Raw genomic sequence first — 13970 nt, 5'->3', positions numbered from 1 at the left:
TTCACCGCGATGTGAAGCGCCTTTTCGCTTGAATAGGCATGCTTGCGCGGTGTTACCTCAGGCATGGGCCGCGCCTTGCGAATTCTCGTTGCTGTTGCCGCATTGCTGGGCGGTGTCGTTTCGCTCCTAGCAGCGGAGAGCACTGCGCTGACGCGCGGTACCGCGATCACCGATCCCGCTCTCCTGCGCAAGCTCGACCAGAACAACACGCTGACGATCTCGCGTCTTTTGTCGCCGCAGCAGAGTTCGGACGTCCCGCTCACGACCGAGCGGATGTTCGCCGCGCTGCCGCAGCTGAAAGCGATTCTGCCCGCGATCGATGCGGAACTCGAACGCTACATCGCCTGGTACAAGACGACCTATCCGGGTGAGACCATCGGCGTCGGCGAGGGCTTCGACGCGCAATTGTTCGATCGGGCCAATCTGAAATCGCGCGAGGCGCGCTTCGTGCTGGCCGGCATCGTCAATCGCATGGACCGTGCCTATGTCTCGGAAGAGTCCTGTGGCGAGATCCGGCTGATCTATCGTCTCGCGCGGTTCGATGGCGGGCCGGATGGCGGCAAAACCGCAACGCGCCTGCCGATGACGTTCAACCTCGTGCTGAAGGCGCGCGACGCGCGCCAGACGGATGCGAGCGGCAAGCCGATCAACTGCGCCGAGATCGCGCGGCGCTGGCTCGACAACGGCGACTGGCAGGGCTTGATCGGCAGTCGCTTCCCGCCTGACGACGCCATGCTCGACAGCATCGAGACCAACATCCAGGTCTCGGTCGCGCCGAAATCGGCGCTGCACGATTTCCGCTCCGACTATCTTCTCAAGGTGTTCAAGTACGACGCCGCCACCAGGACGTTCGAGGAATCGACGCTGGAGAACCAGATCGACCGCGACCGCATTCTTGCCGACGATGCGCTGCGGCGCGACTTCAAGGCTTGGCTGCTCGCGCCGGAGAATTTGCGCGAGTTCGATCGCGGCACCGTGCTGATCCCGGAGAAGTTCCTGGCCAAGGTCGCAATTGTGCCGACCCCCGCCGGCCTCGACGCTTCAGCCTTGCAGCCGGAGTTCGGCTTGATGCAGGGGGAGGGCAAAGGCGATCCCGTCTTCACCGACAATGACGTGGTCGGCGCGCTGAAGCAGGCGGCGGCACGCGGCCTCGACATGCAGAACGTCCGTTCGGTCGCAGGCTTCCAGCGCCGTCTCAACGACATCACCTGCGCCGGCTGTCACCAGGCCCGTGGCATCGGCGGCTTCCATTTTCCGGGCGTCGATTGGCTTGCGGACAGACCGTCGAATGTCGCCATCGTGGCCGCCTCGCCGCACTTCTTCGGCGACCAGCTCCGCCGCCGCGACATCCTGACCGCGTTCGCGGCCGGAAAAACCCCTGATTTCTCACGCGGATTTGCCAGTCGGCCACAGACCCGCGGCAGCAGCGAACTGGCCGGCAGCGAATATCAGGACGGCTGGGGCGCGCATTGTTCCCTGCAAGATGCGGGATCGGGAGCGCCGGACAGGAGTTTTACGTCATGGAGCTGTGCTAACGGTCTGACCTGTCAGGCTGCCGCGGCCTCGCGCCGCATCGGCATGTGCTTCATCAAGACACGTTAGCGCGTGATCCAGGAAAAGTGTGGAGCGGTTCTCCGAAGGATCACGCGCAAGATAAAGTCTCAAGCGATTTGGATGACCCATGACGGATACCGGCGAAGCCAACAAGGCGCGCAATCGCGAGATCGCGCGGAACGAGGAAGCCAAGCAGGTTATCGGCAGCGCCCGCGTGAGCATCTGGGCCGTCGCGGTGGCCGTCATCGTCGGCGGAATTCTGTTCACGCTGGGCTGGCTGTCGCTGAGATAGCTCCGCAAACTCTTCGACCGAAGGCCCGGAGCGAGCCGCGGGTTTACCTCTCCCCGCTTGCGGGGAGAGGTCGAATTCGATCGCCGATCGAATTCGGGTGAGGGGGTACAGATCCCTCGACGAACTCACATGTGGAGAGAGGCCCCTCACCCCAACCCTCTCCCCGTAAGAACGGGGCGAGGGAGAAGAGAGAGTCCTCACGTCGCGTAATTCGTCATCCGTTTTCCCGGCAGCAGCTCGTAGGCCGGCTTCCAGCCGGGTAGCGCGGCCATGCGGCCGAGCCAGGCGTGGATGGCGGGATAGCTCGCCGCAAAATCGAAGCCGTGCTCGTCGCTGGGATAATGCAGATAGGCCATCATCGAGATGTCCGCGACCGTCGGCCTTGCGCCGATCGCGAAAGCATTGTGCTGGAGATGGCCGTCGAGGATGCCGAGAAAGTCCTCGAGCCGCCGGCGGAAATGCTTCAACACCTGCGGGTCGTTCTTCTCGGTGAAGGCGCGCATGAAGCGGTAGGTCGCCATATAGCCGGTGAGCTTGTGGTTGTCCCAGAACAGCCAGCGCAGCAGCTCGAACTTCTCGTCCTCCGTCTCGGCGCCGAAGCGGCCGTATTGCTCGGCCAGCTTCAGCAGCAGCGGTGCGGTCTGCGTCATCTTCACGCCGTCGATCTCGAGCACGGGAATCTCGCCCATCTCGTTGACGGCCTTGCGCCACTCCGCCGTGCGCGTGACGCCGCCGGCGAAATCGGTCCACACCGGCTCGAACGTCTCGCCGCAGAGCGTCAACATTAGCGCCAGCTTGTAGCTGTTGCCGGATTCGGGGAAGTAGTGCAGGCGGTAGCTGGGCATGGGACCTCGCGAAGCGTGTTGTTGCTGCGATTATAAGCGAGATCGCCCACGCCGTCATTGCGAGCGCAGCGAAGCAATCCAGCAATGCGTCCGCGGAGACACTCTGGATTGCTTCGCTGCGCTCGCAATGACGGGGTTAGAGCGCGCGCTCTTAACCGACCGCCCCCGAGCCCCGCAGCTGCTTGATCGCCGCCTCGTCAAATCCCGCCCCGCGCAGAATCTCGTCACTGTGCTCGCCCACCGCGGGCGGCTTGCGCGGCTGCACCTTCTTGGCGCCGTCGATCCAGATCGGACTGTTGATGGTGAGCATGGTGTCGTTCTCGAACGGCACCAGCACCTCGTTGTCGAGCATCTGCTTGTCGTTGGGGATGTCGTCCAGGATGGCGACGACGCCGAACACGAGGCCATTGCCGTCGAGGATTCTTCGCCATTCGGCGAGATCCCTGGTAGCGAAGGTCTCGTCCAGGATCTTGATCAGGTCGACCGAGCGGGCGTGACGGTCGGCCTTGGTGACGAAGCGGGGATCGTTGATCAGATCCTCCCGGCCCAGGCATTTGGCCAGTGTCGGAAACTGCTTCTCCTCGTTGAGCAGCGACAGGATTAGCCAGCGGCCGTCCTTGCATTGGTAGTGGTTAGCGACTGCGTTCAGCGCGCGCTCCCGCGGGCGCCGCTCGCCGAACTTGGCGCCGCAGAGTTTTGCTTGCGCCAGCACGCTCGCCGCCCACACCCCGTTCGCCATCAGGTTGGACGAAACATGCGAGCCCTTGCCGGTCTTCTCGCGCTGATACAGCGCGGTGACGATCGCGCCGTAGAACGCCATGGCGCAAGGGTGGTCGCCCATGCCCGCGACCGAGCGGGCCGGCGTGGTGTCGGTGTCGGCGCGGACGAGATCCATCAGGCCGGAGCGCGCCCAATAGGCATTGCTGTCGAAGCCAGGCTTGTTGGCTTCCTCGCCCTTTTCGCCATAGCCGGTGAAGGAGGCGTAGATCAGCCGGTCGTTGAGATGGGCGAGGTGGTCATAGGTGATGCCGAGCTTGGCGCGCACCGGCGGCGGCATGTTGGTGATGAAGACGTCGGCCTCCGCCACCAGTCTATAGAGCACGGCCTGCGCTTCCGGCTTCGACAGGTCGAGCGCGATGCTCTTCTTGTTGCGTGCCTCCAAGAGCCAGGCGAAATTGTGCTCGCCTGAGGGATAGCCCGGCAGGTTCGGCAGGTTGCGATAGGGGTCGCCAGTGCCGGGCGGCTCGATCTTGATGACGTCGGCGCCGAAATCCGACAGCACGGTCGCGGCCGCGGGCGCTGCGATGAAGCTCGCGCAGTCCAGAACCTTCAGGCCTGCAAAAATGCCCTTCTCCATCGCGGCGTCGCTCCCTTGCTTCAGTCGTTTCCCGCACGCTGGAATTGGCGCGGGCAGGTAGTGGGAGCATTAGACCGATGTTTTGCCGGGATGCAACGGCGCCTGGCGCAGGGCCTCACTCCTCCCCCGCAAGCAATGCGGCATTGCCGCCGGCCGCAGCCGTGTTGATCGTCACGGTCTGCTCGGTGGCAAAGCGCGCGAGGTAGTGCGGGCCGCCGGCCTTGGGGCCGGTTCCGGACAGGCCGCTGCCGCCGAACGGCTGCACGCCGACCACGGCGCCGATCATGTTGCGGTTGACGTAGATGTTGCCGACCTGGACGCGGTCGACGATGGCCTCGATGGTGTCGTCGATGCGCGAATGGATGCCGAGGGTGAGCCCGTAGCCGGTGCGCGCAATCGATTGCAACACACGTTCGAGGTTCTCCGCGCGATAGCGCACGACATGCAGGATCGGGCCGAACACCTCTTCGGTGAGCTGACCGGCCTCCTTGAGCTCGAAGATATGCGGGGCGACGAAACAGCCATCCGGCGCGGCGCCTGCAAAATGCAGCCGCGCCTCGCGCTTCATCCGCGCGATATGCGCATCGAGGCGCTGCTTGGCCTCGTCATCGATCACTGGACCGACATGAGTCGCGACATCCGCGGGATCGCCGATCTTCAGTTCGCGCGCGGCGCCCGCGATCATCTCGATCATGCGGTCGGCGACATCCTCCTGCGCGAACAGGAGCCGCAAGGCCGAGCAGCGCTGGCCTGCGGAGCGGAACGCAGAGGTCACGACATCGTCGGCGACCTGCTCGGGCAGTGCGGTCGCATCCGCGATCATGGCATTGATGCCGCCGGTCTCCGCGATCAGCGGCACGATCGGCCCGTCCTTGGCGGCCAGCGTCCGGTTGATCTGGCGCGCGACGTCGGTCGAGCCGGTGAAGACTACTCCGGCGACATCAGGATGCGCGGTGAGGACGCCGCCGATGCGGCCGTCGCCGGTGACGAGATGCAGCGCGCTTCTGGGGATGCCGGCCTCGTGCAGCAGGGCAACGGCGTCGCGCGCGATGCGCGGCGTCTGCTCGGCGGGTTTCGCCACCACGCTGTTGCCGGCCATCAGCGCCGCCGTGACCTGGCCAAGGAAGATTGCGAGCGGAAAATTCCACGGCGAGATCGCGACGAACACGCCGCGGCCGCGCAGGCCAAGCACATTGCTCTCGCCGGTCGGGCCGGGCATGGCGGCATCGTTTCCGAACAGCTTGCGGCCCTGCGCGGCATAGTAGCGGCAGAAGTCGGCGGCTTCGCGCAGCTCGGACAGAGCGTCGTCGAGCGTCTTGCCGCCCTCGGCTTGCAGCAGCGCGATGAAACGGGCGCCCCGGCTCTCCAGCAGATGCGCGGCCTGCTCCAGCGCCGCTGCGCGTGTGCCTGCAGGTGTCCGGCTCCAGCTGGTAAAGCCGGCGCGCGCAGCCGTCACCGCCGCGTTGGCCTGATCCGGTGTTGCGTCAGCGACAGGCTTAAGCTCGGCCGCCGCGGCCTTCACGTCCGTCAGCAGCCGGTCGAGTGCGGCACGCTCACCGAATTCGACGCCACGCGAATTGCGCCGTTCCGGCGCGAACAGATCTGCCGGCAACGGTATTTTGGCATGAGGCGCCTGTTGCGGCCGGCCAATGGCATCCGCCGGCCGCTGCAGCAGCGCCGTGACAGGCACGCGATAATCGGCCGCCTGCGCCACGAACGAGGAATTGGCGCCGTTCTCCAAAAGCCGCCGCACCAGATAAGCGAGCAGGTCGCGATGGCTGCCGACCGGCGCATAGGTGCGGTAGGCGATGTCAGGATGATCCTTTGCGAGTTGCTCGTAGAGCGCTTCGCCCATGCCGTGCAGGCGCTGGAACTCGAAGCCGCCGCCATCAGTTGCGAGCTCCAGCACGGTCGCGACCGTCAGCGCGTTGTGGGTGGCGAATTGCGGGAAGATGCGCGGCCGCAAGGCGAGAAGCTTCGTCGCGCAGGCGACGAAGTTCAGATCGGTCATCGCCTTGCGCGTGAACACGGGATAGCCGTCGAGCCCGCGCTCCTGCGCGCGCTTGATCTCGGTGTCCCAATAGGCGCCCTTGACGAGGCGCACCATCAGCTTGCGGTCATGCGCGCGGGCGAGTTCATCGACATAGTCAATCACCGCGCTGGCACGCTTCTGATAGGCCTGGATCGCGAGGCCAAATCCGTCCCAGCCGGAAAGCGATGGATCGGCGAGCGTCGCTGCGATCACGTCGAGCGACAGCTCCAGCCGGTCAGCCTCCTCGGCATCGACGGTGAAGTTGAGGTCATGCGCCTTGGCGCGCCGCGCAAGGTCCAGCAATAGCGGCACCAGCTCGGCCATCACGCGGCCGCGGCTGATCGCCTCGAAACGCGGATGCAGCGCCGAAAGCTTGACCGAGATGCCGGGGCGGTCGGGCAGGGGATGGTTGCCCGAAGCCTTGCCGATCGTGTCAATCGCGCTGGCATAGGCGTCGAAATAGCGCTTGGCATCGGCGGCCGTTCGTGCGCCTTCGCCGAGCATGTCGAAGGAATAGCGCGGCTTCTGGCCGGAGCGCGGCCGAGCCCGCTCCAGCGCCTGCCCGATGGTCTCCCCTAACACGAAATGGTTGCCCATCAACCGCATCGCCTGGCGCGTCGCGGTGCGCACCGCCGGTGCGCCGAGCCGCTTCACCAGCCGGCCGATGGTGCCGTCGGGCGTCTCGCCCGGCTGGATCACCCGCGCCGACAGGCCGAGCGCCCAGGCCGAAGCGTTGACCAGGAACGCGGTGGACTTGGTCTCGTGATGGATGAAATCGCCCTCGCCGAGCTTGTCCTCGATGAATTGGTCGGCGGTGCGTGCATCGGGCACGCGCAGCAGCGCTTCGGCCAGCACCATCAGCGCCAGCCCCTCCTTGGTCGAGAGCGCGAACTCCCGCAGCATGTCCTCGACCCCGCCGAGCCGGTCGTCGCGCTTGCGGATCGCCTCGATCAGCCGCGTCGCCGTGCGGTCGATCCGGGCCTCCTGGGCCGGGACGAGATGCGAGGCCGGCAGAAGCTTTGCGGCGATCTCGGGATCATCGGGAGCGTAGGGCGCGGAGAAGGGGGGCGGGATGTTCGGCATGGCGTGTCCTGTGGCTGAAATCCAGGATAAGGCCCGCGTGACCGTAGTTCGATAGACAATTTAGCCAATTTGCCTTAGAAAATGAAGAGCATTAGCCACTTGGCCACATAAGCTATGGAACTGGATCGAACAGACCGGAAAATCCTCTCGATCCTGCAGGAGGATGGGCGCATCGCCAATGTCGAGCTCGCCGAGCGCATCGGGCTGTCGCCGACCTCGATCGGCGAGCGGTTGAAGCGCCTGCAGCGCGAGGGCTTTGTCGAAGGCTATGGCGCGCGGCTCAACCCGCACCGGCTGGGCCTTGGGCTCCTGGTGTTCGTCGAGGTGCTGCTCGACAAGACGACGCCCGAGAATTTCGAGCGGTTCGCCCGAGCCGTGAGGCTCGCCCCTGAAGTGCTGGAGTGTCACATGGTTGCCGGCGGCTTCGACTATCTTGTGAAGGCGCGGCTTGCAGACATGACCGCCTATCGACGCTTTCTCGGCGAGACCCTGCTGTCGATGCCGGGCGTGCGCGAGACGCGAACTTATGCGGTGATGGAGGAGATCAAGCGCGACGCACCGCTGCCGGTGGGTTAGCGAAGTGCAGTCGCGATTGTCATTGCTGTGGTTCGATGAGCGGTCTTCGCAAGGAAAAAATAGCTATCCTTGTGCAATCGCAACGCCTGTCGTCGAATGCACCGGCCGTCTTCTTAAATTTTCTTGGCCCGCTCCCGGACAAATCCGGGAGGCAGCAAAGGCTGGCGCGGGCTTATACTTTGAGGTTTTCCGCGGAGGTCTTGCCCCGGTTTGCGATCTCTTCATATTCCACCGTCTGTCCCTCGTTGAGGGTCGACAGACCGGCCTTCTGCACTGCCGAGATATGCACGAACACATCCTTGCCACCCGACGCAGGCTGGATAAATCCATAACCCTTCGTCGGGTTGAACCACTTGACCGTACCTTTAGCCATCACGACTTCTCCGCGGGTCTTCCTCCGAGATCTCGAACCGCCAGTCCCCGCCAACCGGCCGGTTCGGTCCTAACAGGATACGCGGAATGTGGCAGGCTTGGTAGCTCAAACCACATCGCCATTTCGCCGAATTCCGCTCAACTTCGCGGCGTTTTTGCCGGTTTTGCCCGTTTCGCGGTCAAATGGCCGGCACGCGTGACGGCGTCCGTCAGTAGGTCGCAGCCAGATAATCGACGATCTTGCCGACATCGGCATCGTCGATCGGTGCGCCATAGACCTTGATCATCTTGGTCACCTCGGCCTGCCAGAACGCCCTTTTGTCCTTCATCGGCGGCTGCGTGGCGACGTAGTCGGACGAATGGCAGGCGCTGCAATTGCCCTGCACGACCTCGAGATTGGGACCGGGCTTGAAGGCGGCGACTTCGTCGGGGGTCTTGTAATTGACGGGCGCTGCAACTGACGAGCCCATTAATGCGGCCACGGCGAGCGTGATGGCGAGGCGAACGATGCGCTGCATGGTCAGTCTCCTTCAGGCCACGCTGACGCGGACGGTTTCGACGACGTTGTGTAAGTAACCGGCCGGGTTCCAGCGCGGCATGTCCGGCTGGGTCTCACCGCCATTGCCGGCGGCGCGGACCTTGAGCTCGTGGCTGCCGGCCGCGAGCTTCACCGGCAGCTTCCATTCGCGGAAGGCGTACTTGCCGAGGTCCTTGCCGAGCTTGGCACGGGCCCAGGTCCTGCCGCCGTCGGTGGAGACCTCGACCTGCTTGATGCCCTTGCCGCCATCGAACGCGATGCCGCGCAGGGTCACGGCTCCCGCCTTCAGCTTGGCGCCATCGGGGACGCTGGTGATGAAGGAGCGGATGGTGAAGCGGTTGATCGGAATCGTCGCCTTCGGCGCGGTGCCCGGCTCGACCGCATTGTTCGGCGTGTCGGGGATGCGGTAGGCCGACTTCATCCAGAAGCCGTCATAGACGTTGTCGATGACGATGATCTCGTTGAGGTGCTTGACCCAGTAGGTGCCGTAATAGCCGGGCACGACCAGGCGCAGCGGAAAGCCGTTGAGGAACGGCAGGTCCTCGCCGTTCATGCCATAAGCCAGCATCACCTCGCCGTCAGTGGCGTGATCGATGTCGAGTGCCTTGATGAAATCCGGCGTCTTGTCGTTGACCGGTCCGTCCATGCCGTTGAAGGTGACCTGCCTGGCGCCGCTTTGCACGCCGGCCATCTCCAGCACGTTCTTCAGCGGCACGCCGCGCCAGCGCGCGCAACCCATCGCACCGTTGGCGAGCTGGCCGCCGGCGACGCGCGGCTCGAAGAAGCCGCGGCTGTTGCCGGAGCACTGGTTGACGGCGACGATCTCCGTCGCCTTCATCTTGCGGATGTCCTTCAGCGACAATTTCAGCGGCTTGTCGACCTTGCCCTTGACCTCCAGCGTGAACTTGTCGGGGTCGAGATCGTAGGGCAGGTCGGAGAGGTGGTAGCGCACGAAGAACGCGTTGTTCGGCGTGATCGGGCCGTCATTGAACACCGCAAACGGCGTCTCGAGCTGCGGCGGCCGGCTGGTCAGGCCGATCATCGGCCTCTTCTGCGGATACTTCACCAGCGGCCGTTCGCCGTTGGCGAAGGGCAGGGTCACCGTGTCGAGAGCCAGCGCCTTGGTGGAATTCAGACTGGCCGCCATGGCGGCAAGGCCTGCTCCCTTGAGCAGGTCGCGTCGATCGAACATTCCTTCTCCTCCCGGAGCTTCTCGTTGGATCGGCGGTCATCACCACGATCCTGCGCTCATCTGTCGCAACCATTTGCGTGAAGTCAATTCGCGCTTTCGCGGCAAGCCCATGCCGCTGCGTTGCAGCAGGCCGGTGTTACGCATGTAGGAGATTGTGCCGAGCTGTGGCTGCGACGGCGGTGCGCTCCCTCGCCCCGTTCTTACGGGGAGAGGGTTGGGGTGAGGGGCCTCTCTCCACACCTTCGACTGCCGCGAGACCTGTACCCCCTCACCCGGAATCCGCGCAACGCGCGCATTCCGACCTCTCCCCGCAAGCGGGGAGAGGTGAACAATCACGCCGCCACCCGCTCGCTGCGATCGACCAGCGCCGACAGCTCCCTCGCATTCGCCACCACGCGCACCGCGAGCGGCTGGTCGCGGCCGCGGATGGCGACCTCCTGCTGCGGCAGCGCGTCCTCTGCAATATCAGCGGTACGGCGCACTTCATCCGAGACGACGGCCTCGCAAGCCAGCGTCTTCGTCATGTCCTGCAGGCGGGCGGCGACGTTGACGGCATCGCCGAGCGCTGTGAAGACGATGTGATCGCGATAGCCGATGTCGCCGATGATGACCTCGCCGCCGTGGATGCCGATGCCGAAGCGGATCGGCTGGCGCAGATCGTGGCTCAGGAGATCGTTGAGCTCGTCGATATGCGCAGCGATTCCCGCGGCTGCCTTCATCGCCTGCCGGCAGGCGGTTTGCGGGTCGGCCGCGAGTCCGAACAGCGCCAGCATGCCGTCGCCGACGAACTGGTTCGGCTGGCCGCCGTTCTCGATCACCGCTTGCGACACCGCGCCGAGGAAGCGGTTGACGATGAAGACCGTGTCGAACGGCAGGCGCTTCTCGGCCAGCTGCGTCGAGCCGCGCATGTCCACGAACAGGCTGACGAGATAGCGCTCCTGGCCGATACTGGCCGATGTCGAGGCTCCGTCCGTTGCATGCGTGTGAGCTGCGAAGAGCTGGAAGAAGGAGAGATCGGAGGTCGGACGCAGCTGACAGGCCAATCTGATCGAGGGATCGGCGGTGCCGACGCGGGTGAGCACGAAAGCCTCGCGCTGCGACGGAGTGGGCAGGGCATCATGATCGCCGATGATGCGGATGCGGCAGGTCGAGCAGCGGGCGCGGCCGCCGCAGACGCTGGCGTGCGGCACGTTGTGGCGCAGGCTCGCCTCCAGCACCGACAGGCCCTTGGGGACCCGCACCGTCTTGCCGTTGCCGTAGGACAGCGCGATCATGCCGCCGCGCCGTTCGCGCAAGGCGCGCACGCCGCGCGCCGCCAGCACCAGTCCCAACAGACCGAAATAGCCCATGGTGAGACCGCCCGCGATGCGCTCGAGCGTATCGCCTTCCGCGACCGTGCCGACCTGGCGGCGGGTGAGATGCTGCTTTCGCCATTCGGCATCGTCGCTGTCGACGGCGACGCTGCGGCCGCCCTGGTAGATGCCGAGCAGCGAGAGCGTCGGGATCAGCACGGCGGCCGCGAGCAGATAGGGCGCCGCGCGGGTGAAGAACGGCTTTAGCCGAAGCCAGAAATAGACGCCGATGCAGCCGTGCACCCAGGCAATGAGAAGCAGGATCGTCATCTGCCAGAGCAGACCCGGCGCCGCCACGAAGAACAAATAGAGCTCCTGCGGATAGAGCTTCTCGTGCCCGTACAGCGTCTGCGCGAGCCGCACGCCGATGATGTGGCCCATGACGAGGACGGGGATGCTTAAGCCGAGCACGAGCTGGAGCGGCTCAATCGTTCGCCAGCGGAACTGGCGGCGCTGATACAGCGCGTAGAGGCCGAGGCCCATATGGGTGAGGGCGGCCGTGTAGAACACGATCGCGACCGGGAGGAACTGCCAGAACAGCGTGTGGTAGTAGACCCCGGTCTCCATGGCATCGACCGAGATGTTGCCGAGCGCGTGGTTGAGGAAATGACTGACCACAAAGGCAAACAGGATGATGCCGCAAACGAGGCGCACCTGCCGCACGCCGGCGGCGCGGACGACTGACATCTGTGTGGGAGCGGTGGCCATGATTCGGTTGTGTCAGGTCATGGAGGAGACCAGCCAGCGTAACCTTTAATTCCGGCGGCGGACAGCCTGTCCGATATGCGTCGCAAGGCACCGCTGTCGTTCCCGGGCGAGAACCGTAGGGTGGGCAAAGGCGCGCACTTGCGCGCCGTGCCCACCATTTTTATCCCGATATGCTCACGGTGGGCACGCTTCGCTTTGCCCGCCCTACGACGTCTGCGCTTGTCCGGGACCACCCCCGGGGAGAGAGTTTGCCCCACATTGACTCCCCCTTCCAAGTCGGGGAAAAGCGCCGCCGTGACGATCGCTCCCGACATCTCTGCGAAGCCGGCCGGCGCCGAACGGCGTCTGATCCTCATGGCCGCAGCGATCATCGCCGCGATGACGCTGCTCCGCATCGTCTATGCCTCGGCCATCGAGCTGCGCACCGATGAAGCCTATTACTGGACCTGGTCCAAGGAGGCTGCGCTCAGCTTCCTCGATCATCCGCCCGGCATCGCCTGGCTGATCCGCTTCGGAACCGCGATCTTCGGCGACACCAATCTCGGCGTCCGCTTCGGCGGCATCGTCGCGATGCTGGTGACGCAGCTATTGCTCGCCGACATCGTCCGCCGCCTCACCCATGATGCGCGCGCGATCGTGTTCGCGGTGCTGATGCCGGAGGCCGCGCTTTATTACGGCCTGTTGATGGCCAAGGTTGCGCCCGATGTGGCGATGATCCCGTTCGCGGTGGCGATGATGTGGTCGCTGGTGCGGCTGGCGCAAAGCGGCGATGGCCGCTGGTGGCTGGCGGCCGGCCTGTTCGCGGGCCTCGCGATGCTGTCGAAATTCACCGTGATCTTGTTCGCGCCGGCGGTTGCCGCCTTTCTGCTGGTGCCGGATTGGCGCTGGCGCTGGCTGCGCAGTCCTTACCCCTGTCTCGCCGTGCTGGTCGCGCTAGCGGTGTTCTCGCCGGTGCTGATCTGGAACGCGCAGCACGACTGGGCCTCGTTCCGTTTCCAGGGCGTGCGCGCCACCGCCAATTACGGCGTCTCGCTGCGTACGATCGGCGATTACGTCGGCCTGCAATTCGGTCTGGTCGGTTTCGTCTTGCTGCCGGTGGTGCTGACGGGCCTGGTGCTGACGGCGTGGCGCGGCTATCGCACGCGCGAGCCGGTCGCGATCCTTTTGTCGACGGCGGTGCTGGTGCCGTTCGTCTACTTCTTCTTCAAGTCGCTGACGCTTCGCGTCGGCGACACCTGGCCGATGTTCATGTGGCCGGTCGGTTTTGCCGCCACCGCGGTCAACCTCGTCACGATGAGGAAAGAGGGATGGTCCGCCCGTTTGCTGAGGTCCTCGCTGTTCTGGGCCAGGGCAGCGATCGTCTCGGGCATTCCCTTCGTCGTCATCGTGTTCCTCTACTACGTTGCCGCGCCCTGGAATCTGCTCGGCAAGATCGACCCGATCGGCGCCGAGGCCGGCTACGAGCAGGTCGCCGCGCGGGCCCAGGCCGCCCTCGACGCAACAGGCGCGACCTGGATCGCAACCACGGACTACCGCACCTACGCCATGATGCGCTGGCTGTTCCGGGGCCGCGTGCCCGTGATTGAGATCAACGAGCGCGGCCGCTTCCAGGACTTCCGCGATCCCGGCATGGACCGGATCAAGGGTCATGCCGGCATCTATGTCGGGCGCGAGCCGGACAACCGCGCATCACTGTGGGAGCACATTCCGGCGCAGCGCGAGCAACTTGCCAGGGTCGAACGCCGCTGGCGCGGCGTGGTGATGGACACCTACGCGATCGAAAAGCTCACCGGCTGGACCCCGCAGCTCTCGCCGCCAAAGGACTCGCCGCTGTTCCAGTGGAAGGTGCTGGCGGACGCCGGCGGGCGCTTGCGTTCTCCCTCCGGGCAGCAGGGCAATCGCATATGACGTGTTGCGGCGGCCTGCGCGCACGCCTCGTCCTTCGAGACGGCGCTTACGCGCCTCCTCAGGACGAGGCTAATCAGCGCTTGTGCCCTTTGAAACTGCATCCGCGCGCTTCGTCCTCATCCTGAGGAGCCCGCCTAAGGCGGGCGTCTCGAAGGATGGCC

The 13970-nt window shown here is 65.0% G+C and carries 11 protein-coding genes; 4 read left to right on the top strand and 7 right to left on the bottom strand.

From position 1 onward, the window contains the following. Positions 1-63 precede the first annotated feature (63 nt). A complete protein-coding gene (locus ABIA45_RS22280; RefSeq protein WP_404655731.1) occupies positions 64-1602 on the top strand; it encodes a hypothetical protein in 1539 nt (512 codons plus the stop codon). 79 nt (positions 1603-1681) lie between these two features. Beyond that, positions 1682-1846 carry a hypothetical protein gene (locus tag ABIA45_RS22275; RefSeq protein ID WP_198399824.1) on the top strand — a complete coding sequence of 55 codons (165 nt, stop codon included), beginning with the start codon at positions 1682-1684 and terminating at the stop codon, positions 1844-1846. A 197-nt stretch (positions 1847-2043) separates the two neighbouring features. On the opposite strand, the gene ABIA45_RS22270 is transcribed toward ABIA45_RS22275, so the two are convergent. From ABIA45_RS22270 to putA, 3 genes are all read right to left on the bottom strand, one after another. Further along, positions 2044-2691, bottom strand: a complete 648-nt coding sequence (locus ABIA45_RS22270) for a glutathione S-transferase family protein (RefSeq protein ID WP_157284979.1) — start codon at positions 2689-2691, stop codon at positions 2044-2046. A 151-nt stretch (positions 2692-2842) separates the two neighbouring features. Beyond that, positions 2843-4048, bottom strand: a complete 1206-nt coding sequence (locus tag ABIA45_RS22265) for a CaiB/BaiF CoA-transferase family protein (protein WP_271541428.1) — start codon at positions 4046-4048, stop codon at positions 2843-2845. A 115-nt stretch (positions 4049-4163) separates the two neighbouring features. Beyond that, positions 4164-7163: a bifunctional proline dehydrogenase/L-glutamate gamma-semialdehyde dehydrogenase PutA gene (gene putA, locus ABIA45_RS22260; RefSeq protein WP_404653648.1), complete on the bottom strand. Its 3000-nt coding sequence runs from the start codon at positions 7161-7163 to the stop codon at positions 4164-4166. 114 nt (positions 7164-7277) lie between these two features. On the opposite strand from putA, the gene ABIA45_RS22255 reads away from it, so the two are divergent. Next, positions 7278-7739 carry an Lrp/AsnC ligand binding domain-containing protein gene (locus ABIA45_RS22255; RefSeq protein ID WP_057027770.1) on the top strand — a complete coding sequence of 154 codons (462 nt, stop codon included), beginning with the start codon at positions 7278-7280 and terminating at the stop codon, positions 7737-7739. Between the two features lie 172 nt (positions 7740-7911). Here the strand turns inward: ABIA45_RS22255 and ABIA45_RS22250 are convergent, their stop codons facing one another. From ABIA45_RS22250 to ABIA45_RS22235, 4 genes are all read right to left on the bottom strand, one after another. After that, a complete protein-coding gene (locus tag ABIA45_RS22250) occupies positions 7912-8112 on the bottom strand; it encodes a cold-shock protein (RefSeq protein WP_008563500.1) in 201 nt (66 codons plus the stop codon). Positions 8113-8320: 208 nt separating this feature from the next. Beyond that, complete coding sequence (locus ABIA45_RS22245; protein WP_404653647.1) at positions 8321-8629, bottom strand: cytochrome c; 309 nt, start codon at positions 8627-8629, stop codon at positions 8321-8323. 12 nt (positions 8630-8641) lie between these two features. Beyond that, positions 8642-9841, bottom strand: coding sequence for a molybdopterin-dependent oxidoreductase (locus tag ABIA45_RS22240; RefSeq protein ID WP_404653646.1), 1200 nt, complete (start codon positions 9839-9841; stop codon positions 8642-8644). A 332-nt stretch (positions 9842-10173) separates the two neighbouring features. Then, positions 10174-11901: an adenylate/guanylate cyclase domain-containing protein gene (locus tag ABIA45_RS22235; protein WP_404653644.1), complete on the bottom strand. Its 1728-nt coding sequence runs from the start codon at positions 11899-11901 to the stop codon at positions 10174-10176. A 354-nt stretch (positions 11902-12255) separates the two neighbouring features. Here ABIA45_RS22235 and ABIA45_RS22230 point away from each other — a divergent pair, with 354 nt between their 5' ends. After that, entirely contained in the window at positions 12256-13809 is a 1554-nt protein-coding gene (locus ABIA45_RS22230) for a glycosyltransferase family 39 protein (RefSeq protein WP_404655730.1), read from the top strand. Positions 13810-13970: the final 161 nt, after the last annotated feature.

Source organism: Bradyrhizobium sp. USDA 336, assembly GCF_044908355.1.
In the GTDB taxonomy this organism is placed as follows: Bacteria; Pseudomonadota; Alphaproteobacteria; order Rhizobiales; family Xanthobacteraceae; genus Bradyrhizobium; species Bradyrhizobium yuanmingense.
The sequence above is the reverse complement of the archived record's forward strand: the minus strand, read 5'-3'. Positions and strand labels throughout refer to the sequence as shown.